Here is a 23305-nt window from a genome sequence, read left to right on the forward strand (position 1 = left end):
CGTCAGTCTAGAACCGTTGTTCGGCTAAACGACCCGCAAACCAGCGGGCACGGCGCCTGGGTCACGCCAGAACGCGTCGTTGACGAACCGGTTGAACAAGTCCGGCGGCAGTATCGACTCCCGCGGCTTGGCCCGGACCTCGCCGTGGACCGTGTGCAGGCCCGGTGTACCGGCCCGTTCGTCGAAATCTGTGACGTCGTAGTCGACATGAGCGAAGTCGTGGGTGAACATCGGCTCGCCGATGAAGTCGTAGATGGCACGCATGGTGGACGCCGGGTCGGTGGTCAGCGTCTCATATTGCACCAGCAGCAGTCGGTCGCGCTCGGCGCCGAAACAGGCCTGTTTGAGCATGTCGTATGGGGCCCCGATCATCCCGTCCTGCGCCACAATCGCGTTGGCGCGGGTGTAGACCGTGCCGCCGGGGTTGAAGCCGAAGATGGACGAGGGGGTGAACACGTTGCGCTGGACTAACCGTTCGATGCTGTCGACCACCCACGGCACCTCGCGCACGCACGCGATGACCTTGGCGCTCGGGAACAACCGGGAAACCGCGGGCATCCAGCCGCACCACCCTCGGTTGGTATCGAAGACCACCTCAGCGTCGCAATCGGCATAGAAGCTGTCGAACAGGCCGTGCAAAATCCGTTCCCGCTTCGCGTCGTCGATGAACACCGAATACTCGTTGCGGGCGCTCATCTCACCGAGCAGGGCACCGAACAACCCCGCCAGCGGGCCCGACATCCCGGCCTCGAAGCGCGGGTTCTGCCGCAGTAACGCGGCCAGCAGTGTCGAACCTGAGCGCGGCAGACCGGAGATGAAATGAATCGTCGACAACGACGTGGCTCCTATTCGTCTTCGAGGGCTGCCAGGACTTCGTCGGACAGATCGACGTTGGTCCACACGTTCTGCACGTCGTCGTTGTCCTCAAGGGCGTCAACCAACTTCAACACCTTGCGGGCACCCTCGACATCGACCGGAACACTCACCGACGCCTGAAAACTGGCCTCCGCGGAGTCATAATCGATCCCAGCCTCCACCAGCGCACTGCGCACCGCCACCAGATCCCCCGGCTCCGAGATCACCTCGAAGCTCTCCCCCAAATCATTGACATCCTCAGCACCGGCATCCAACACCGCCGCCAACACGTCATCCTCGGTCAACCCATTCTTGTCCAAGGTGACCGTGCCCTTGCGACTGAACAGATACGCCACCGAACCCGGATCAGCCATCTGACCACCGTTACGCGTCATCGCCACCCGCACCTCACTGGCCGCACGATTGCGATTGTCGGTCAAACACTCGATCAACACCGCCACCCCATTGGGCCCATAACCCTCATAGGTGATCGTCTGGTAATCCGCCCCACCAGCTTCCTCACCAGCACCACGCTTACGCGCCCGCTCAATATTGTCGTTGGGCACCGAGTTCTTCTTCGCCTTCTGAATGGCGTCATACAACGTCGGATTACCCGACGGATCCCCACCACCAACCCGCGCCGCAACCTCAATATTCTTGATCAACCGCGCAAAATTCTTGCCACGACGAGCGTCAATGACAGCCTTCTTGTGCTTCGTGGTAGCCCACTTGGAATGGCCGCTCATAACCCGCCCCACCTCACTGTTTCTGATGAAAAGTTCGCCCGGTGAGTCTACGCGGACGCTGCGGAATTACCTGCACACAACGTGGCAAAACAACCGCTCATCCGAGCTTGCCCGGCACGGGCCTCCGCTGAGTGCGTCACCGCTATTGATTCCGCTCAAAAGGATTCCAGCCTGTTCCCGACGCCGGACCGATGTAGCCAGCAATTAGCCCGCCTCGTCGGGATGCGAGCGTCAGCCGGCCATTGCCGTCGTCATGTTGGAACCGCCGCCATGGGCCGGCGCAAGGATGCCGCGCGGACACGACGGCACATCCGTGCGGGACTGCGATGTAGGCGGACTTCACCGCCGTATCGCTGTTTCTCAGGTTATTGCGTTGGCGCACTGGCAATTACACCTGCTATCGAATATCGCATCTCCGCATGATCCACCGTCTCAACGGCAAGGATCTGCCATGGTGTGCGGCCACGCACAAGGCGGTCGGCATGGCGGACGTCCGGAGCGGATCGCGGTGACTCGTGTCGTCATCGAAGTTCGAGGTTCAGCGTCGAATCCGTTTGCTCAGCACGTCGCCGGGGAGCCCCACCCGGCCTTGCGAGAACCCGGATCTTCGAGCCGGATTTCGACCGGCTGCGGCAAGCTGAGCAATCACTGCATCATCGCGCCGAGGCCCGCGGCCGCCCAACCGTTATGGCATCGGCGCACGAACATCGCGGAGCATTCATGGATAACCGGTTCTTCCCATTGGTCGTCGTGACGGCCATGCTCGCGCTGGGAATGACCCTCACCGTCGCCGACTTCCGGCGAGCCGCCGCCCTGAAGCGCCCACTGGCGGTCGCCCTGGTCTGCCAGGCGGTAGCCCTGCCGGCCCTCTGCCTGCTCATCGCCGAAGCGTTCAACCTCCCGCCGAAGCTCGCGGTGGGACTCATGTTGATATCCGCCGTCCCAGGCGGCCTGTTGGCCAATGTGTTCAGCCACTTGGTCAATGGCGACCTGGCACTCAATCTCACCCTAACCGCGATCAACGCCGTGATCTCGATCGCTTCCCTACCAGCGATCCTGGCATTCTCAATCAACTGGTTCACCGGCGAGGGCAGGACGATTCCGCTGCAGCTGGACAAGTTCGTCGCAGTGGTCGGCCTGGTCCTCATTCCCACGGCTATTGGGGTCGCCATTCGCGAACGCTTCCCCGAGCTGGCCCGCCGCTTGAAGCGGCCAGTCCGAGTCGCCGCGGCCACGCTGCTGGTCGCGATCTCCATTGCCGCAATCGTCGGGGGGCAAACGACACTGCTCAACAACCTCGGCGCACTCAGTGGCGCCGTCGTGTCCTTCGCCACCGTGAGCTTGACCGTCGGCTATCTGGTGCCTCGATGGATGAAACTCGCTCCGCGGCAGGCGATTGCCATCAGCCTCGAGATCGGGATGCACAACGCAATGGTGGCCACCGCGATAGCCCTGAGTCCGCAGCTCCTCGACAGCGCCGAAATCGGGACCGTGCCGGCACTGTACGGCGTCATCGCGCCCATCATCGCCCTGCTGCTTGTCGTTACGGTTCGCCGCTTCGATCCCGCGTACCGCCCGGAACGCCCGGAACGGCGCCGCTTCCGCAGCCGACCAAGCGCTGTCATCCAAGCCCGATGACGGTGCCCGGCCGGCATGCAGAAGCGGTGGCCGGCTAGGCCGCTCCAGTCAGGATCGATTACAGCTTCAGTCAGTCGAATTACCCACCGCCCGTGCGATTCGCAATATCGAGTACACGCAGGTCATAGCGAAAGGCGACATCGAGATGAGCCAGCCCCAGCGCCCCCCACAGGATGCGCCCAATGTCGTGGTGATCCTGCTCGATGACCTCGGCTTCGCCCAGTTCGGCTGCTACGGCTCAGACATCTCGACTCCGACCGTCGACCGCCTGGCCGCAGGAGGCCTGCGCTACAACCGGTTTCACGTGACGGCCCTGTGCTCCCCGACCCGGGCCGCGCTGCTGACCGGCCGCAACCACCACGCAGTGGGAATGGGCTTCCTTGCAGATCTGCCAACCACGCATCCCGGGTACACCGCACACATTCCCCGCTCGGCGGCGACGCTCCCACGAATCCTGCGAGACGCGGGTTGGAGCACATTGGCAACCGGCAAATGGCATTTGGTACCGCGAGGTGAGCGTGGCGGAGCTGGACCCTACGACCAATGGCCGCTGGGTTTGGGGTTCGAACGCTACTACGGATTTCTCCGGGGCGACGCCAATCAATGGGCGCCGGAACTGGTTCGCGACAATTCGTTCGTCGAAGCACCTGCCCGGCCCGATGAGGGCTACCACCTGACCGAAGATCTCGCCGACGAAGCGATCCGGATGGTGCTAAGCCAACAGGCCAGCGCCCCTGGCAAACCTTTCTTCCTCTATTTCACGCCGGGAGCGATGCACTCGCCGCACCACGTGGAGCGCTCATGGGCTGATGCCTACGCCGGCAAGTTCGACGTCGGCTGGGATCGCTGGCGTGACGAGCTGTTCGCTCGTCAAGTGCAGTCCGGAGTAGTCCCGGCCACCACCTCCTTGACCCCACGGCCGCCCTGGGTTCCGGCCTGGGACGATCTCAGCGCGGACGAGCGCCTCCTGTACGCCCGCATGCATGAGGTTTACGCCGGGTTCCTCAGCCACACCGATGCGCAGATCGGCCGGCTGGTCGACACCCTTGAGCGCATCGGGGTGCTCGACAACACGTTGATCCTGCTGATGTCTGACAACGGCGCCAGCGCCGAGGGCGGGGTTTCCGGGACCGTCAATGAGCATCGGTTCACCCATCGGGTACGCGATGACCTCGCCGAGAACCTCGCGCAGCTCGACGAGTGGGGCGGACCACGCACCTATCCGCACTACGCGTGGGGCTGGGCGTGGGCCGGCAATACGCCATTTCGGTTGTGGAAGCGCTACACCTGGCTCGGCGGCACCCGGGTCCCGTTCATCGCGCACTGGCCCAAGAAGATTCGTGAGGGCGGCGAGATCCGTGGACAGTTCGCCCATGCGATCGACGTCCTGCCGACCGTGCTCGATGCGTGCGGCGTGGCCGTCCCGGACTCCGTCGACGGTATTGCACAACAGCCCGTTCAGGGGGCCAGCCTGTTGCCCTCGTTCACCGATCCTGCGGCACCCAACCCGCGTTCGCTGCAGTACTTCGAGATGATGGGCTCGCGGGCGATCTTCGCCGACGGCTGGAAGGCGACCACCGATCACGTTCCGGTCGGTGTGATGGACGAGGACTCACTGCTGACCGGAAGCCGCGACTTTGAGACCGATCGCTGGTCGCTGTTCCGCCTCGACGAGGACTTCTCGGAGTCTGACGATCTCGCAGACCAACATCCCGACATAGTCGAGCAGCTACCGGAGCAGTGGTCGCAGGAAGCTGCCGCCAACAATGTTCTGCCGCTGCTTGACTCGCTGATCGGGCGATTGACTGCCGTAGCGCAGCCGCAGTACCCGGTTGGCCTGAAGGTCACGCTCTATCCGCAGGCCGGTCCGGTGCTCGATGAGGCGCTGCCGATGCTGGCCGGCGGTGGTCACATCCTCGCCGATGTGGATGTGCCGCAGCAGGATGCGGCCAGCGGAGTGTTGTTTGCCATCGGTGACCGCAACGGCGGCTTGGCCGCCTACGTCATTGATGGCAGGTTGCATGTTGCCGTCGCGCTGCCCAGTGGCACCCTGCAGCTTCGGTCCGAGCAGCACGTGCCGCCCGGGCGTCACCTCATCGGCTGCGTGCTGCGCCTGGTGTCCGGGGGCGTCGCCGTCGACGCCGTCGTCGACGACACCGTTGTCGCGAGCACGACGACCGAACACGCGCTTCCGTTCATCTGGCAGCACGGTGGCACCCACCTCACCCTCGGCTACGACCGCGGCCTGCCGGTCGCCGATGACTACCAGCCACCCTTTGCCTGGAATGGCTCTTTGCATGCCGTCCACGTGCAGGCCGGGCAAGCCGAACTCGACCAGATCGACGCGCTGCGCATCGCCCTGCAATCCGACTAGTCGCCGGCGAAGGCGAACTGGAAGCCAGTGAGTATTGCGTGTTTTGCGGTCACGTAGGCCGGGTTACTGGGATCCCTGCTCTGAATAGTGACCGTGGCGGCCCACAGCCTGTTTCCACTGTCCTGACCCGCAACTATCAGGCAGGTAACCTCACGACTGCGAAGGGCCATGCCGCCGGGGCCTTCGTCGGCGGCGTTGTAGGCAATGATAACGGCGGGATAGCCGCAAATAACGCCGCGACTCTGGTCAACAATGTCGGTTATGCCGGCGCTTTCCCACTCGAGTGCGTCTTGGGGAGTTCTGAGTCCGACCTTATCGGTGAGGTTTTCAAGAGTCACAACGGTGTTCGGCATGAAACCGTAGGCACCCAATTCTCGGCCAGCCATCACCGCGCGAACTATTGGCGGCCTCGGCTGGCCCACGGCGTCAAAGACCCAGCCGTAGGGTTGGGGCAACGCCAGCCTGGGCTCGTCGGCGGCGCGGTGGTCCAGGTTGGCGAGCGGCACGGTGCTAGGCGTGCATCTGCTCGACAACGGGCTGTCAGATGCTTCGCCAGCTGGCTCATCATGGCCGCTGCGCCTCGCAATCAGCGCAGCGGCGACCAGCACAGCGGCGGTCAGCGCAATGGCCATCACGATCGCGGCGGCAGCAATGGCCACGGGAAGCCGAGGGCGTGCCGGCTGGGTGGCAGCGTCACTTCGCGGCTGCTCTGGCAGTTCCTCAGAGGATGGCCCTTGGCTACCGGATGCTTGGCTTTCCATCGGCAAAGAATAGCCACCCCGTTTGTCTCCAAGGCCAGTGCCGACTGACTCGGTGGCGGGTAGTCGGTATCGCTCGAGGGTCCGATTACGTGGGGATCAACCGCAATGCATTCAGCGGCCCGCCGCGGTCAAGGTCAACTGCTGTTCAGCCCACGATGGCGTCGGCCGGCGAACGTCGGGCGGTGCTGCTGGGCCACCGGAGCCGTGTCAGCCAGTCGCGGGCCACGACGGCATGGCCGTCCAAGCGCTGCACCGACGACGGGTGCAAGGCCGCCAGCGACGAGCGTTGGACTCCTGGTTGCGGACTCAGTCCGGGCAGCGGTCCACCGGCGCCGGCTTGGGCTCCGGTGCGGAATGCGGCCGCGAACGCCAGCGTCTGGTCGTCGCCGGCGCCGGCAAGCTCCAGCGCTGTCCAGGTTTCAGGCGCCGGGTAGGCCCAGACCTTCGCGAGCAGGTCCGGCAGGTCGTGCCCGGGGGTAAGCCGGTATGCGGCAAGGTGATCGCCACTTTCCTGCACAATCCCGTGCCAGGTCTCGCGGGAGCCTGCGGAGTCCAGACGCGGGACATCGTCGGGCTCGACGGCGCTGGCCGCCCAACCGGATTCCCGGAGGTGATCGGCGAGTCGACGTGCCACGACCGCAGCGGTCTTGTCCAAGGGGATCTCTGCGGAACGTGCTTGCAGCGCAGCGAGATTGTCGACGGCGGAGAAGGTCAGCCCGATCCACGTGGTCCGCTCCCGTGCGCCGGCCTGGTCTCCGAAGTCGCGGCTGGTGACCCGGATCGTGTCGGCCCGCAGGCCGTAACGGTCCAGGTAGCGGACGATCAGCGGCAGCGGAAGCGCATCGGTGTCTTCCTGCGGCGCCGCGACGTTCAGCAGCGCAGTGACCCGCGGGTCGGTGACCGTCCTGCGGGATCGGCGTTCCCCGTGCTTGCCGCGGTTGAGCGCGACTCGGCGCCGCAGCAGCGTCGTCACGGGTAACCCACGCCATCGCGTCAATAAGACCGCTACGACGGGGATGCCGACGCCCAGCACCCAACGCTCGCGTGCCGCGTGCCAGGGGTAGGCGGCAGCCAGGGCCACCGCAGCGAAAAGCACCACGGCGATTCGGCCGGTACCGGGCCAGGGTGATCGGTGGGTACTCACAGGGCGGTCTCCTTTCTCCGGCGTGCCGCGATTGCGGCGGCGCCGACGGCCAATCCCAGTGCCGCTGCGCCGCCCAATGCGACGAGCTGCGGCGTGTAGTTCTTCGGTTCCGGTTGCGGAGGCGGGGCCACCCGTTTCACCGGCTCCGCGTCCGGGACGGAACCGGCCGGCAGCTGCCAGGTCAGCGCCGCCACCGGATCGACAGATCCGGCGCCAAGGATGTTGGACGGCGCGCGGGCCGTGTTGTGCGCGGTGGCGCTGAGCCGGTGGATCACCTGCGCCGCGCTCAGTTCCGGATACCGGCTCCGAACCAGCGCCGCGACGCCGGCCACGTAGCCCGATGCGTAACCGGTACCGCTGAGCGGCACCAGTTTCTGCCTAGCACCGGGCAGCGCGTTGGCGAGGCCGCCGTCATCGCGGTTGCTCACCGACACGATGTTCTCGCCAGGTGCGGCGAGACCGACCCACGGCCCGGCCGTGGTGAACTTGGAGGGCTGGCCGTCGGGTGCCAGCGATGCCACCGACAGCACATAAGGCTGCCAGGACGACGGGATCGACACCGATGCGACGGTCCCCCAACTGCGCGGGTCGTCCGGTCGGCTCAGGTCGGTCAGCGGGTTGGACTGGCAACCGGTTCCACCGCCAGCCGACCCGGTGGCACCGCTGTCGCCGGCCGCGGCGATCACCACGGCGTCCTTGTCGACCGCCGCATAGCGAATGGCCGCGCCGAGTTCGGACTGGTCGACGTTGCGGTCGGCGGGCACGCAATGCACGGCAGAGACTGCTATCACCCGTGCGCCGAGATCCGCGGCGTGCACGATCGCCCGACTCAGGGCCGTCACAGTGAAGGCCGCCTGCGCCAACTCCGGATCACCGTTGAAGGCTGCCGGTGTGATCTTTGCGGACGTGGCGCGCAGCGACAGCAGCCGGGCCGCCGGCGCGACGCCGCTGAAACCGTCGTCGCCGGGCTGGCCGGCGATGAGCCCGGCGATCAGTGTTCCGTGCCCGTCGCAGTCGGTAAGGCCGTCGGTGGTGCCGATGTAGTCGCCACCGGCCTCAACGGCAGGAAGGCGCGGGCCGGGCCGCACCCCGGTGTCGATGACGGCCACGGTTTGGGCGTCGCCGCGAGCGAACTGCCACGCAGCGGCTAGATCGATTTGACGTTGCGCGGCATCCGGTTCCTTGAGATCGGTGCCGGCGATGATCTCGGTGGTGCCGCACTCGCTGTTCTGCCGTGTGGCTTGCACCGGCCCCGGAGTGCCGCTGGGCCTTACGACGCCCAGGTCTACGGTCGGCGGGGTGATCGCCAAGACCGGCGGGGATGTCCACAGGGCCGCGACCAGGACCCCGGCGGCGCCGCCGAGCCGGATCGCCCGGGAGTACCCGGGCGCCGGGCCGATTCGGGAACGGCTCATCGATCGAGGACCCAGGCGAAAATGCCGACCAGGTAGGCGATTACCGGTATCAGCGATGCGTCCAGACCGGAGGCAACGAAACCGACCAGCCGGCGCACCGGCAACGAATAGCTGTGCGGATCGGCGATGGCCGGAATCACGGAGGCCAGCACCCATACCGACACCAAGCTGGCCAGGACCCCCACCGCGATCAACACAGCAAGGTAGCGGCCCGTTGCACCGTAGAGCACCAGCAGCGCGACCGTCAGCAGGTACGGCTGGGCCAGCAGCCAGGCTTTGCTGGCGGCGGAATCCCACACGCGTGCGCGCAGTGCGGCCGCGACCGCATTGGCCACCACCACGTACCACCCCCACGCCGGAACCGTTTCGGGTTGCGCGGCAATGGCAAACGAGCCAAGAGCGCCGATCAGCACGCCACCGGCGATGAATCCGGTTTGGTACTTCTCGCTGGCTTGTACGCGACGGGGCAGGTCCTCCAACACCCGTAGTGACGGAGCTGCCGGAGTCGGGTCTCCGGGCGCGGGGATGACCGGCAGCGGCAGCCGTGCCCACAGCGCAGACAGTTGCGGTGCCGAGACAGTGAGCAACAGGGCCAGCACCACCAGGCCACCGCCGATGCTACGCAGCGGCAGCGGCCACAGTGCCTCGACCGCCGCCGCCAGCGCAACGCCGCCACCGACCACGGTTGTTGCCGTGAAGAATCCGAGGTCGCGGCGCGAGCCGATAACGCGAATCAACGACCACGCAGTAATGCCGGCGGCTCCCAGGGTCAGCTGTGCCGGACCGAACTGCCCCGGTACCGCCAAGGCCAGTGCGGAGGCGATCGGCGCCAGCGCGGCGATGGACAACGCTCCGTCATACGGTCGGCGTGCGAAGAGCGCGGCGAGTACGGCAAGTACGGCGATGGTGCCGGCCGCCAACAGCCCTGCCGGCGCGCCGGTGACCACCCGATAGGTGACGGCTAAACCCGTTGCCGTCAAGATCAATCCGACAGCGGCCGCGAGCGCTCCGGTCCCGATGTGCCGCGGGCCCCAAGGCTTGCGCCGGGAGGCCGAGAAGATCACCGCGGCATCCGCGATGTCTTCGACGATGCCGGGCGCCGAGGGACCGGCAGGCACCGGCTGCAGGGCCAGCAGGTCCCCGTCGACCACGCCGACGGTGTCCAGGCTGGCATCCAGGCTGAACGGTGCGCCGCCGATCGGCGCAAGGCTGAGCCGGTCGGTGTTGCCGGCACCATCGTTAGCCTCATCGGGAGCGGTCGGCACGACCAAGCGCTGGACGGTGGGCAGGATTTCGCGTAGCGGTAGGTCCGCGGGCAGAGCAATCTCCGTCAGCCGACTCTCGGCCAGGACAGCTATCCGCACGATCGGTATCACAGCGTTGGCCATCAAGGGGTCCTCAGCTTCAGAAGGGACATGGGTTCTTCTCCTAGCGCGTCAAGGTTTGGCTGAATTGCGGGTTGACTAGTTGTAGGTAGGTGGGTTCGTCGTTGTCGGCCAGTAGGATTGCGCGTCCTGCGGGTAGGCGTGCGAAGCGTTGGCCGCGGATTTTGCCGCTGTCGGCGGGGTTGCCGGAGAGCATGAGGGTGGTGGCTTGCAGGTCGTTGAGGCGCCGCAGTAGCGGGTTGGTCATCAACGCGTGTGCCGAGCCGGTAGCGCGTGCGGTGACGATGACCCGCAACCCCAGATCGCCTGCTTGTGAGAGCAATTCGATGAGGGTGGTCCACGGCCGTTGCCCGGCATAGGGGCCGGTCAGGGCTGGGGTGTCGGGGATGGCATCGACATCGTCGATGATCAGGTAGTGGGTGTGGCCTTCGTAGCTCCAGGCGGCCAGGTCCGCCGCCGACAATCCTGCGGGGGGCCGCCGGGATCCGATCAACGCTGATAGGCCGAGCATGGCTGGGATGACCCGATCCACGTTCGCGGTGTACTCATTGTCGGCGAACAAGGGTTCATCCACGAGGTGCAGGCGCCGATCCAGCACGGTGAATGCCACCTGATCGGCGGTGGAGTGCTCCCGCACGGTGCGGATGATGTGGCGCAGCAAGGTCGTTTTACCGGACTTGGCGTCGCCGAGTACCAGCAGCAGTGGGTTGGTGGTGAAGTCCACTGGCACTGGTGCCAGGTCTTCTTCGCGCACCCCGACCACGACATGATCGACCGCGGGATAGAGCACCCCGACTTCTTCGGGTGCCAGGTTGGTCGGCAACAACCGCACCGGGGGTGCGGCCAATCCGGGATGGCGGGCGTTGATCGCCTCGATCTGCCCCAAATCGGGTGCGGCGATCAGGAAGTGCTCGGCGGCCATCGTCAGACCACGACCGGGCTGATTGGCCGGCACCGCTTCGGCCGGACGGGTCAACGCCCCAGCCACCCGGACGTTGCTGTCGCGGGCATCATGCAGCTTGAGCTCCAGGCGCAAACCGAGGCCATCGCGCATGGCCAACGGCACTTCCAGCCAGCTCGGCGTCGTCACGACCACATGGATGCCGTAGGCCAGGCCGACGTTGACCAGTTCGGTGACCTTGGCCAACAGCGGATTGCGGGTGTTGAACGCATCGGTGTTGTCGCGGCTGAAGGCATACAGGTTGTCGATGACCAAAAACACTTCACCGTAGCCGTCGTTGAGCGAGCCGATGCTGCCATCACGGAACGCTTCGCGCTGCTGCCGTGCCGTCAACAACTGCTCGAGTTCGCCGAAGGTGCGGCGGATCTTCTCGGGCTCCAGGCCGGAGGCGACACTGCCCACATGGGCCAGACCGTCGAGGGCCCGCAACTGCCCGCCGCCGTAATCGAGGCAGTAGAACGTGACCTCCCGCGGCGAATGCAGACTCGCCGCCGACAGAATGAACGTCTGCAATGCGGTGGTTTTACCGGACTTGGGGCCACCGTGGATGAGCAGGTTCCCCGACGCGGAGCGGGCATCGAAGACCAGCGGATCCCGGCGCATCTCAAAGGGTTTGTCGATCTGCCCCAGCGGCCACCGCAACGCCCGCTCGGCGATCCCCGCGGAAGCCAATGTCGCCGCCAGCGGGATCGGCTCATCCAGGGGCGGCAACCACAATGCGGGGGCTTGCGGGCCGTAGTTGGCCAACTGATCGCCGATGGTGGCGATCAGCTTGCGCGGTGGACCCACCACCTCCTCATCGATCTCACCCACGAGGGTGGTTTCGTGCCCGGCGTCGACCGCGCCGGCGGTGAACAGTTTCGGTTCGGGCAGTGCATGCATCACCACCGCCCGCGATTGCCGTGGCGGGTCATAAATCCCATCGACATAGGTGGAGCGGAATTTGATCGGTGCCGCCCCCGGGGCGGGCACCAAAAAGCCCTCACCTTTGTGTTCTTTGCCCGCCTCGATGTGATAGGCGTCCTCGACCCCGATGATCTGGCGAGACACACTCGGCGAAGCGACTTTCAGCCCGATCCGATACGAGGTGTTCTTGTCGATGTCTTTGATCTTGCCGACATCCAACGTCTGCGAGGCAAACAAGATATGGATACGAAACGAGCGGCCCTTGCGCGCCACATAATCAAACAATTCGGCGTACTCGGGGTGATCGGCCAACATCAACGTGAACTCGTCAGCGACGATGAACAACGTCGGGATCGGCGCCAAATCATGGCCGGCAGCGATCGCGGCCTCATACTCGGTCACCGAGTTAAAGGCACTGCCCTGAACCCGGCGGCCCGCCTCCCGCAGCAACAACTCCCGCCGCGCCACCTCACCACGCAACGTGTCGGCGAACCGATCCGCCAAGGATTTCTTCTCGGCCATGTTCGAGATCACCGCAACGACCTGCGGGAAATGCCGGAAAATGTCCGCGCCGGCCTCGCCCTTGAAGTCGGCGTAGATCACGATCAACCGATCCGCCGAATGCGTGGTCAACAACGACAACAAAATCGCCATCAACGTCTGCGATTTGCCCGAGCCGGTCATCCCGATCATCAACCCGTGCGGACCCATCCCGCCCTCGGCCTCATCCTTGAGATCGAACAACAACGGCTCCCCGGTCGCGGTCACCCCAATGGGCACGCGTAGTTCTTCCTCGCGGGTGCGCGGTGCCCACAATGCCGGCACATCCAGGCGTGAGGCATCCGCAATACCCAACAACGTGGTGAAGGTGGCACCCCGGGTGCCCGCCGACCGCAACCCGGCATGCGTCGGATTGGAATCCCACCGCGACAACCGCCGCGCCACATGCGCCGCCTCCGGGGCCCCCAACGCATCCGCGGCATCGACATAACGCGCCCAGCCGCCCGACTGCCACCGATCAATCGCCGCCCCACCGGCAGTGATCCGCAAAATCGGGCGCTCCGGATCGCCATACTGCTCCCGGTTCGGCGCCGCCGTCGACCGCACGATGACCGTCACCCCGGCACGCGCAGCCCCCAACACCGAGGCCGCCACATCAAACTCAGGGTCATCAATGATCACCAACACATGCCGACCCGACTCACCGGTCTCACCGGTAAACGGCGGGCGGCCCGCGAGCACCGGGGCCAACAAGCCCGCCAGTTCCTCACCACTGGCCGCCAAATAGCGGGCCGGGCCCACCCCATCAACAGCGCCGGCGATATCGGTGTGCGGCAACCACTTCAACCACGACCACGCCGGCGTCTCCAGCTCCGGCGACGCCAACGCCACCCCCAACACCGTCGGGTCATGCCACGTCACCGCTTGGGCCACCCACGCCCGCACCGCCGCCCGCACCTCATCAGCGGCGTGCTCGCCCTCACCGAGCACCGTGACCCTTGACAGCTTCGTCACATCCATACCCACCGGCACATCACGCACCGTGCGCTGGGTATCCAACAAACTCCGCAACGCCGAATGCGAGACCGGCTCCAAATCAATCTCATCAGCGGTATCGGTGACCCGCACCGCACTAGCCAACCCCACCGCATGCCGGCCCGTGCGTACCACCAAGAAATCCTCATCATGCGGATCGCGTTCCCACTGCCGCCGCGAACCCGGCACCGCCACCAAATCCACCGGATCCGGATGCGACCACTGCGCGGCCGCCCGCTGCTTAGCCGCCAAGCCGCGAATATTGTCGCGAACCACCGACAAATACCGCAGATAATCCGCCCGCTCGGCATCCACCTCAACCGTGCGGGCCTTCTTATCCCCACCCCGATAAATACCGGCCGCAGCCACCAACAACGCAAACGGGAAGAACAACATCACCGGAGACACCAACCGCATCCCCGTCGCGACCATGGCAATCACCATGCCCACAATCAAAATCACAATCACCACCGGCAACGCCCGCTGCAAAAACGACGCCGGAACCAACCGCGGCAACTCCGGCGGCGGCTCAATCGTGATCGTGCCCCGATCAACAGGCGGCACCGGAAGCCGACGACGGGCCTCAAAAATCAAACGACTCATCGCGACTCTCCAACACTAGAAACGCCACCCAACTCACCAGCAACACGACGCCCCGGACGCGAATCCGGCGCCAACCCGTCATGCGCCAACAACGCATCCGCCCGCGACAACACAGGACCAACAGCAAACTGCGACAACACCGACCACGGAATCGGCACAGCCGGCTCACTCAAACCCAAAGCAGAAATCGTGTCCGCATCGCTCTCGCTACTGATTCCGTAGCGCACACCGGTGTCCGAGATCCAAAACAACGATCCAGCCGGCGACGATGCTGGGCTTTGCCCCACGCTTTGTGCGACATAGCCACTGCCCGGCGCCAGCGCGACACGTGCCGCGGTGCCACCCACTCCCGCGCCCACCAAATCCAAAGTGCGCACACCCTCACGCAACGGCAACGTCGAACCCGACAACAACGTCAACGAACTCGTCGACGCACCAACAGGCTTACTCCAATGCGCACACGTCACCGGCGCCGACACCGCATCAACCACCTTCACCGGCTGCTCCGGAAAACGCGACACATCCAACTGCCGCGAAACCGGCAACCGCGCAACATCATCAGCACCCAACACCGGCGGCCGATCCAAACCCTGCGAATCACTGTTACGCAACACCGCCGCCAACACCCCAGAAATCGGCTGCAACCCATCGGATAACACCGCGTAATAGCGCAAGGCGGTGTCGGAACTGTCGTCGATCTCATGCGCCACGACCACCGAGCCGATGGAAACCGGCACCGGCAACGCGAACGGCAGCGGGCTGCCGGCATCGGGGATCACCGGCGCCACCAGTGCCGGCGCCTCCGGAATCACATTGAACAGTCCAGGAGCGATCGGCCGAGGCTTGGATGCACCGGCATCCAAGCCCAGCGCGGCGGTGACGGCCCGATCGTCGAGGTCGATCCGGCTGCGCTTGCCGTTCCACAACAGCCAAGCACCGGCACCGTTGTCGACCAGCACCGCCTGCTGCGTTCCCAAGGCGTCAGCGCGACTGCCGTCGGTGTCCAGCCGCCCCGCGATGACCGTCACGCCCGTGGCGCTGCCGGACACCGCGTCGCACACCGTCCAGTTCGCATCGGCGTCTGCGCTTTGCACCAACCGCTCCGGCGCTCCCGGAATACCCAGCAGGTTGCCACGCGGGAAGTTGTCCAACACGGCAGCTCTCACTGCCGTGGGGTTCACCGGACGACCAGCGACCAGCCGCGCAGAGGTCAGGTTCAGCACGGGGTGCAGCTCATCTCCGACCCGCACATACAGTGCCGACGTGGACCGGTCCGCCAACACGGGATCGTTGCCGGCGGATCCACCCGGTCGGATCAAAGACAGCGCAAAGCTTCCGACCACTCCGGTGGCCAACAGGACCACCCCCATCAACACCGAACGGGACTGGGTGCGCAGCGGCTCCACGAGCATCCGCGTGTCGTGCAGGGCCAGAGCCGAGGCAATCCGCCGCACCAGGAATCGCCAACCACTGACCTGATGCTTGGTGATAAAACCGCGCCGGTACTCGACCCGGTCGGGATTTTCGTTGACCGGGGTTCGCGACGCGAACGAGCGCCGCCCGTCTTCCGCCAGATCGGACCGGTCCGCATGTGCGCTCATACCTTGGCCTCCAAGCCCAGGCCACGCAGCAACGGCGCCACCGAGTTACGAACATCTTCGGCAGTAATGGTCATGAGCTCCTCATCAGTGAATGCCTCGGTGCCGGCCTGTTCGGAATGATCGAGCCGGAATTCGCGCTCCTCCTCGGAGCGTTCGACGAGGTTTCGCACGAACCGGCCGTTGCCGGCGATGTCCAGGCTGCGCCGTTCGACACCATTGGCATCGGGGTGCGACGCCGCGGCCAGCTGACCGAACAGCGACTGCAGGTCTTCTTGCGCACTCGGTTCAAAGACGCTATCCCGGTGCTCGGCCATCACAGTGGCGATCTCGACCAACTCGCCCGCCGTGTAGGACGGGAAGTCGATGCTGCGGGAAAAGCGTGACCGCAGACCCTCGTTGGTATCCAGGAACCGGTCCAGGTCGGCCCGGTAACCCGCGATGATCACCACCAGCCGGTCGCGGTCGTTCTCCATCCTCGCCAGCAGGGTGTCGATGGCGATCAGACCGAAGTCGTTCTTGGCGCCGGTAGCCACCAGGGCGTAGGCCTCATCGAGAAACAGCACACCGTCGAGGGCACTGTCGATCACCGCATTGGTCTTGGCCTCGGTCTCACCGATGTGCTGACCGATCAGGTCGGCACGGTGCACCTCACGCACATTCTCCTTCTTCAACAATCCCAGGCCGCAGTAGATCTTGGCCACCACACGGGCGATGGTGGTCTTACCCGTCCCGGGCGGCCCGGCGAAGACCAAGTGATGGGCGCGCTGTGCCACGGCCAGACCGTGCTGCTCGCGCCGGATGGCCATAGCGACCGAACTTTTCAGCCGCTGCACCTGATCCTTGACCTCGTCAAGCCCGATGAACTCGCCGAGTTCACGCTCCGCCTCGGCCAGCAACTCCGCCTTGCGCTCATGCGCGCCAGGATCGATGAAGTCGGATTCGTTTGGTTCGGTGCCGGGGTCCCACGGGTCGGTCCGGGCCGCGATCCGGTCCGCGGTGGTCGTGATGATCCCGAAGCTGTTGTCCAGCAAGGCCTGCTGAATCTGCTCGTTCTCCGGGTTGGCGGCGTAGAGGTCTTGCAAAACCTCAGCCGCGGTCTCCTCATCATCCTGCGCACGAAGAACCAATCCCTTGGCCAAGGCCCCGTCGGTGGCCGCGGCCGCGATCGGCCCGTCCGGCTCCTCCAGGTACGACAACGCCGGGGCATACATACCCAGCCTCGCAAGCGCACTGCCCAGGGCGATCTTGGCGGCGTGGGCGAATAAGTCGTCCAACTCCGGGTCGTTGACGATCGGAGTCAACAGCTTCACCACATCCGACCAGCGCTCGGCGCGATAGTGGATCACCGTGGCGACCCAGCGGGCATCACGGAAACCCGGTCGGCGCTCCGCGATCTCGGTGACAAGTCGGTACGCCTCGCCATAGCGGCCGGCCGCGGTCAGCGCGCTGGCATAGGCCAGCTGGAAATCGTCGGCATCGGTGGCGCGAAACTGCAGGTACAGGCCAGAGTCGTAGTGGAAGCCCAGCGCACCGTGCTGCAGGTCGAGTTGCCGCTGCAGAGCACCCAGCGTCAGCTCGGAGCGCCAGACCGCCTCCAATACCCGTGCCGAGGTATCGCCGGCCGCGGCCAGTCCCAGCCACGCATCGCATTGATCGTGGGCGACACGGGTCAGCGCGGCGAAGCCGGCGCGGGCCGCGGCCAGGTCGGCGGGCCGTTTCCGACCGTGGACCGCGATACCCAGCGCTCGACTGCAGGTGGCGAACCGGCTGACGATGTCGGCATCCACCTTGGTTGTGCGAGTACGCGCCTCCAGCACGCCCACGTCACGGTTATTCATCCTCGAATCACTTCCCACTCAAAGCTGTACGGCCCGAAACGATTGGTGGCTTACGCCACCGCTCGAGGCTCTCCGATGACGGAGTACGCCGAAGCGTCGCCCTGGAGGACGCGACTGCGCTCACCGTGAACGCTGACCGGAATGTCGCCGGCAAGGGTGATCCGGTGCAACCGCCGGTGCGCCTGACCGAAATCGGAGACTCCGTAGTGCTGGGTGGACCGGTTGTCCCAGATCGCCAGGTCACCCAGCTGCCAGTTCCACCGGATGGTGTTCTCCGGTCGAGTGATCCGCTCCTGGAAGAGCTGGAACAGCACACGCGACTCGGAGTGCTTGACATCCGCGATTCGTTGCACGAAGTTGCCCAACAGCAGAGAGCGTTCTCCGCTCTCGGGGTGCACCCGCACCACAGGGTGCTGCGTCTCGTACGTGGTGGAGTTGAACGTCTGGATGTACTGCTGAAACTCCTCGGATTGCAGAAGGTCTGCGTACTTCTCAAGCTGCTTGGAGTCCGTCAGGTCGAGCTGCGTGTAATCGAAGGCGTTGCTGTGCACCGCCCAGAGCTCGTCCGCCAACCGGGCCAGCGGATTGGGCAGCTGCTCGTAGGCGGTAACCGTGTTGGCCCACAGCGTGGTTCCACCGTAGGGCGGCAGCTCTACGGCCCGAAGCAGTGACGCCTTGGGTGCCCGATCCACGAACGTGACGTCGGTGTGCCAGCTGTTCGCGGCGGTGCCGCCAAAGGAGTCGATCGGAAGAATGGCGCCCTCGCCCGGCAACAGCGGGTGGGGTGCCGTCGGCGTCCCCAGCAGTTGAGCGAACTCGAACTGGCTGACATCGTCCAAATGGTGCTGCCCACGGAAGAAGATGACCTTATGCGCGACCAAAGCGTCGTTGATCGCGGTGACGGTCTCGTTGTCCAAGTCACCGCCCAACTGGACTCCGTCGATCCGGGCGCCGATGTATTCGCCGAGCTTCACCACATCCAAGTCGGAACGGGTGGACAACGATTGGCTGGACATGAGATTTTCTCCTTTGTTGATCTAGCTAGTTATTGAGCGGTCCAAGCCGGCGTGCGGATGGGGAAATCCAACACGCCAAGCTGTGAATTTGTTTTCGGCAGAGTTCTTTTCGGTTGACGGGATCTTCGGACGGGCACTACGTCAGCCCCAGCGGGCGGCCTCCGCCGTGTCGCGGGCGAGCATCCCCAAGGTGTTGGACTCATGCGTGGTGGCCATCGCGTGGTAGGCCCGCACCAACTCCTCCATCGCCTGATTCCACTGCGCCTGCCACGCCTGATAGGTCAGTCCGGTGTCGCCCTGCCACGCCGCGTGCAACGCCGCCTGCTCACTGGCGATATCGGCACCCACGGCCTGCAATGTGGCTGCATGCCCATTCATCTCCGCGGCATGGGCCAGCATCGCCGGGTAGTTGTACAGAATCTGTGACATCACAAAATCCTTTCTCGTCAGAATCCGGTGTAGGTGCTCGCCGCGGCGGCGTCGGCCGCCACATAGGTGCTGCCCGCATCCGCCAAATTGACCTGCGCCATATCCAGCAACGCGTTCACCCGCGCCGCCAACGCGACAAACCGGGCGTGTGACCCCTGAAAGGCCACGGCTGACTCACCCACGTGAAACGCCTGCGCCGACAACGCCGTCTGCTCCGCCTGCGCCATCGTCGACCGCATCAAGGCCGCCTTGGCGCCAAACGCCGACTCTGAGGCCACCAACTGCGGAATGTGTGCATCCAACAAACTCATCGCTTATCTCCCTTTCCACATCGCTTGCTTTGTGTTCACCGTCGATCAGCTTTCTGCGTTGCGATCCATTCCTTCGGTCGACTGACCGGTCCAGCTGGCCGGCAGCAGCGGCTCGCTGGGAACGCCGTTGAACGAGTCGCCGGCCAAGGTGGCCAATCCGGCTTCCCGCAGACCGTCTTTGACGACGTTTCCGCCGAACCCGAGCCCACCGGCGCTCCCCTGCGAAGCGATTGGGCCACCACCCAGTTCGGGGCCCAACTCGGGATCCATTTCGATGTTCATATCGGCGTATTGCTCGCCGCGCTCGCGAATCTGCGTCCGCCGGCGGCGCCGTGACCGCGACGCACGTCGCGCGGCCGACTCCTGGGCCGCGGAGTCCGATGCCGGGCTCTTCGCCTGTGAGCCGGTGCCGCTTCCGGTCCTGTTGTTCGAGTTGAATCCGGATCCAGGACCGCCGCCGAATCCGATCATGTATGGAAAGGCGACTGCCGGCGCGGCAGCGGGCGCAGGCGGTGCCGGCGGTGACGCACCGCCGGGGACGCTGGCAGGCGGGGCGGCCGCGGGGGATCCGGTGGCCGGCACCGACCCGGCCACGCTCACCACGTGCACGTTCGACCCGGTCCCTGCCGACGCGGCGGGCGCCGCGACGACGTCAGGAACCGCGTCGAGAACAAGAGGCAGCTCGAACGGCTTCGGCAGGGCTGCCAGGGCCGCAAGCGCGCTCATGCTGGCAAAGGGCGCGGCAAGACTGGAGGAGATCGCGGCGCCCAGTTCGATGGCGGTCAGCGGGTGCGCAAGCAACCACGGTGCGAGAGTCACCGGGTTGAGAAGCAGCAGGCCCACTTCCGGGTTCGTCGAGAGATTGGCGACGATGTAGTCGATCTCCTGGATCTGAGTCAACGTGTTCTTGAGCCAGTACGCCACCGTCAACGGGTTGGTGTAGGAGCTATAGGGCAGTCCGTCGATGGTGCCGGTCACCGGGTCCCAGCGCAGGCCCAAGGACGAATCGATGAAGTCCGCGATGCCTTCGAGGAATGGGTCGGTCCAGGTGTGGGCGGGACCCCACGGGTCGTCCGAGGTGTCCGTGGGCGCCGCCAGCGCCTCTGACTTAAGGATCGCCGGTGCCACGGCGGTCGGCGGGATTGAGGCGACAGCCAAGCTCGCGACCGCCTGGTAGGTGCTCATGGTGGTAGCGGCCTGGACCCACATCCGCGCGTAGTCGGCCTCATTGATCGCAATCGGAACGGTGTTGACCCCGAAGAAGTTCGTCGCCAGCAGTATCCCGTGAACGGCGTGATTGGCAGCCAGTTCCGCCATCGTCGGCATCGCTGCCAACGCGGTGATGTAGGCACCCGCCACGGCCTCATGCTGGGCGGCCGCTGCGGCACTGTCGGCGCTCGCCTGCGTCAGCCACGCCAGGTAGGGCGCGTTGGCGGCAACATAGGTTTCAGCGCTCGGTCCTTGCCATGCCCCGGCCTGCACCGCTGCCAGCACCTCACTGAGTTCCACCGCCGCCGAGGAGTACTCGGCGCTCAGCGTTTTCCATGTCCCGGCCGCAGCCAATACCGAGCCCGAGCCCGGCCCGCTGGTCAACATTGTTGAATGGACCTCGGGCGACAACGCCATCCATGCCGGCGCGGTCACGCCAGCCACCCCGGTTCAGGTGCATCCAACAAACTCACGGTCTATCTCCCTATCGACATCGATTGCCTTGCGTTGAGCGACGATCACTGATCCCGGTGGTGATCCGCCCCATCGCTCGACTGCCCGGTCCAGGTGCTCGGCATCAACGGTTCAATCGGGAGACCACTGAACGAATCACCGGTTAGAGTGGTCAAACCCGCTTCTTGCACAGCGTGTTTGACAGCGCCGCCTCCGAACCCGAGCTGTCCCGCGCTGCCCTGGGAGGCAGTCGGGCTGTCGTCCGGCGATGCCCATTCGGGATCGACATTCATGTCGGCGAACTGGTCGCCGTGATCGTGCAACTGCGTCCGCCGGCGCCGGCGCTTCCGGGCTTGCCGGCGCGCCGCGGATTCTTCTGCCGCCGAATCCGATGCCGGGCTCTTCGCGCGTGCGCCGGTGCCGGTGCCGGTCCGGTTGGTCGAATCGAAGCCGATCCCAGGACCGCCACCGAATCCGATCATGTAGGGGAATGCGATTCCCGCTCCCGCGACTGCCGCCGGCGCCGGCGCTGGGGCCCCTGCACCGGCCGAAGCGCTCGCCGGCACCCCGGCCCCAGGGGGTCCTGCGGCGGGCACCGACCCGGCAACGCTCACCAGATGCGGGTTGGAGACCGTTGCGACCGAGTCAGGAGCCGAAGCGACGTCGGGAACCGAGTCGACCAGGATGGGTGCGCCGGACGGCCACGGCAGGGCTGCCAGTGCCGCGAAAGCGCTCAGACTCGCCAAGGGCGCGGTCAGGGTGGAGGCTATCGCGGCACCCAGCTCGATGGCGACCAGTGGATGCGCGATCAAGAACGTCGAGAGAGTGGCCGGGTTGAGAAGCAGCAGAGCGACTTCCGGGTGAGCGCCCACGTTCGCGATGACGTAGTCGACCTCTTGGATGAGGGTCACGGTGTTCTTGACCCAATACAGCACAGTCAGTGGGCTGGTGTACGCCGAGTAGGGCAGCCCGTCGATGGTGCCGGCGCCGGGTTCCCAGTTGATCCCCACGGATCGCAGCACCTGCGCGATGCCTTCCAACAAGGGGTCGGTCCAGGTGTGCGCAGGCCCCCACGGGTCCGCCGGATCCGACGTCTCCGCCGGCGCCGCCGACTTGAGGATCGTCGGCGCCACGGGGGTCTCCGGGGTTGACGCCGCGGCCGAGCCCGCGACCGCCTCGTAGGTGCTCATCGTGGTGGCGGCCTGGACCCACATCCGCGCGTAGTCGGCCTCGTTGATCGCAATGGGGACGGTGTTGATTCCGAAGAAGTTCGTCGCCAGCAATACCCCGTGAACCGTGTGATTTGTGGTCAGTTCAGCCAGTGTGGGCATCGCCGCCAACGCGGCGGTGTAGGCGGTAGCCACGGCCTGATGCTGGGCCGCCACCACGGCACTGTTGGCGCTGGCCTGCGTCAGCCATGCCAGGTAGGGCGTATTGGCCGCCGCGTACGACTCGGCGCTCGGTCCTTGCCAGGCTCCGGCCGCTACCGCCCCCAGCACCTCGCTGAGTTCCTCGGCAGCCGATGCGTAGTCGGCACTCAGTGAGCTCCATGTCCCAGCTGCCGCCAACACCGGGCCGGAACCTGGCCCGCTGCTCAACAGTGCTGAATGAAACTCCGGCGGCAACGCCATCCAGGCTGGCGCGGTCACGCAAGCCGCCAATTCGGATACACCGACGCCGCGGCGGCATCGCCCGAGGCGTAGTTGACGCCGGCCTCACCCACTCCGATCCCCGATCGGCCGAGTTCGGCTGTGCCCTGGGCCGCTACCGCTTCATGCCGGCCGCCGAAGAGGCTGAGCGTGGCCGCACTCTGCACCGATACCAAGTCAGCCGCGGGAGGAACCACCGCCGTGATCACCGGCGCCGCACTGGCGTGTGCTGCGGCAAGCCTGGCTGTCAGCGCTTCCACGCGTGCGCAGGCAGCGGCCAGTCCTTCAGGGACGACATGTAGCGGCATGACCAATCTCCTTCCGTACTGGGGCGAATCGATAACGACTTCCTGGTGGGTACTCATACGACCACCACGACCCACAGGTGTCGACCACCGAACAGGGCGACGCTGCGCCACAGCAAGCGAAGTCGGAGCCGCGACGCATGCCCGTACCAAGTTGAAACACATTGCCC

At 65.5% G+C, this 23305-nt stretch carries 17 protein-coding genes; 2 read left to right on the forward strand and 15 right to left on the reverse strand.

Annotated elements, in window-relative coordinates:
• Positions 1-24 precede the first annotated feature (24 nt).
• Both MJO54_RS13255 and MJO54_RS13260 read right to left on the reverse strand, forming a co-directional pair.
• On the reverse strand, positions 25-834 hold the full coding sequence (locus MJO54_RS13255) for a sulfotransferase family protein (RefSeq protein WP_046286554.1): 810 nt from the start codon (positions 832-834) through the stop codon (positions 25-27).
• An 11-nt stretch (positions 835-845) separates the two neighbouring features.
• Positions 846-1601 carry a YebC/PmpR family DNA-binding transcriptional regulator gene (locus MJO54_RS13260; protein WP_064889118.1) on the reverse strand — a complete coding sequence of 252 codons (756 nt, stop codon included), beginning with the start codon at positions 1599-1601 and terminating at the stop codon, positions 846-848.
• A 720-nt stretch (positions 1602-2321) separates the two neighbouring features.
• Between MJO54_RS13260 and MJO54_RS13265 the strand changes: the two genes are divergently transcribed.
• Positions 2322-3239 carry a bile acid:sodium symporter family protein gene (locus MJO54_RS13265; protein ID WP_105294884.1) on the forward strand — a complete coding sequence of 306 codons (918 nt, stop codon included), beginning with the start codon at positions 2322-2324 and terminating at the stop codon, positions 3237-3239.
• A gap of 145 nt (positions 3240-3384) precedes the next feature.
• Positions 3385-5613, forward strand: coding sequence for an arylsulfatase (locus MJO54_RS13270; RefSeq protein ID WP_240175015.1), 2229 nt, complete (start codon positions 3385-3387; stop codon positions 5611-5613).
• Here MJO54_RS13270 and MJO54_RS13275 read toward each other — a convergent pair.
• The 13 genes from MJO54_RS13275 to MJO54_RS13335 form a co-directional block, all read right to left on the reverse strand.
• Positions 5610-6272 (reverse strand): hypothetical protein, encoded by a 663-nt coding sequence (locus MJO54_RS13275; protein WP_082977485.1) that lies wholly within the window; start codon positions 6270-6272, stop codon positions 5610-5612. The two genes, MJO54_RS13270 and MJO54_RS13275, sit on opposite strands and share 4 nt — an antisense overlap.
• Positions 6273-6519: 247 nt before the next feature.
• Positions 6520-7518, reverse strand: coding sequence for a type VII secretion protein EccE (gene eccE / locus MJO54_RS13280; protein WP_105294882.1), 999 nt, complete (start codon positions 7516-7518; stop codon positions 6520-6522).
• A complete protein-coding gene (gene mycP / locus MJO54_RS13285) occupies positions 7515-8933 on the reverse strand; it encodes a type VII secretion-associated serine protease mycosin (protein WP_105294881.1) in 1419 nt (472 codons plus the stop codon). Before mycP ends, eccE begins: the two co-directional genes overlap by 4 nt.
• The gene (eccD, locus tag MJO54_RS13290) at positions 8930-10321 is read right to left on the reverse strand and encodes a type VII secretion integral membrane protein EccD (RefSeq protein ID WP_105294880.1); all 1392 of its coding nucleotides are present in this window, start codon (positions 10319-10321) and stop codon (positions 8930-8932) included. The genes mycP and eccD overlap by 4 nt, the downstream gene beginning before the upstream one ends.
• Positions 10322-10361: 40 nt before the next feature.
• A complete protein-coding gene (gene eccCa, locus MJO54_RS13295) occupies positions 10362-14324 on the reverse strand; it encodes a type VII secretion protein EccCa (RefSeq protein ID WP_259602739.1) in 3963 nt (1320 codons plus the stop codon).
• Positions 14321-15925 (reverse strand): type VII secretion protein EccB, encoded by a 1605-nt coding sequence (gene eccB / locus MJO54_RS13300; protein ID WP_240175017.1) that lies wholly within the window; start codon positions 15923-15925, stop codon positions 14321-14323. The genes eccCa and eccB overlap by 4 nt, the downstream gene beginning before the upstream one ends.
• The gene (gene eccA, locus MJO54_RS13305) at positions 15922-17763 is read right to left on the reverse strand and encodes a type VII secretion AAA-ATPase EccA (protein WP_240175018.1); all 1842 of its coding nucleotides are present in this window, start codon (positions 17761-17763) and stop codon (positions 15922-15924) included. The genes eccB and eccA overlap by 4 nt, the downstream gene beginning before the upstream one ends.
• 50 nt (positions 17764-17813) lie before the next feature.
• The gene (locus MJO54_RS13310; protein ID WP_046286561.1) at positions 17814-18779 is read right to left on the reverse strand and encodes a TauD/TfdA dioxygenase family protein; all 966 of its coding nucleotides are present in this window, start codon (positions 18777-18779) and stop codon (positions 17814-17816) included.
• 141 nt (positions 18780-18920) lie between these two features.
• The gene (locus MJO54_RS13315) at positions 18921-19208 is read right to left on the reverse strand and encodes a WXG100 family type VII secretion target (RefSeq protein WP_064891026.1); all 288 of its coding nucleotides are present in this window, start codon (positions 19206-19208) and stop codon (positions 18921-18923) included.
• Between the two features lie 17 nt (positions 19209-19225).
• Positions 19226-19519, reverse strand: coding sequence for a hypothetical protein (locus MJO54_RS13320; RefSeq protein ID WP_064891024.1), 294 nt, complete (start codon positions 19517-19519; stop codon positions 19226-19228).
• Between the two features lie 45 nt (positions 19520-19564).
• Positions 19565-21163: a PPE domain-containing protein gene (locus tag MJO54_RS13325; RefSeq protein ID WP_240175019.1), complete on the reverse strand. Its 1599-nt coding sequence runs from the start codon at positions 21161-21163 to the stop codon at positions 19565-19567.
• An 83-nt stretch (positions 21164-21246) separates the two neighbouring features.
• Entirely contained in the window at positions 21247-22830 is a 1584-nt protein-coding gene (locus MJO54_RS13330; RefSeq protein WP_240175020.1) for a PPE domain-containing protein, read from the reverse strand.
• Positions 22827-23138, reverse strand: a complete 312-nt coding sequence (locus MJO54_RS13335) for a PE family protein (protein ID WP_240175021.1) — start codon at positions 23136-23138, stop codon at positions 22827-22829. The genes MJO54_RS13330 and MJO54_RS13335 overlap by 4 nt, the downstream gene beginning before the upstream one ends.
• Positions 23139-23305 lie beyond the last annotated feature (167 nt).

Source organism: Mycolicibacter virginiensis (assembly GCF_022374935.2).
Taxonomy (GTDB): Bacteria; Actinomycetota; Actinomycetes; order Mycobacteriales; family Mycobacteriaceae; genus Mycobacterium; species Mycobacterium virginiense.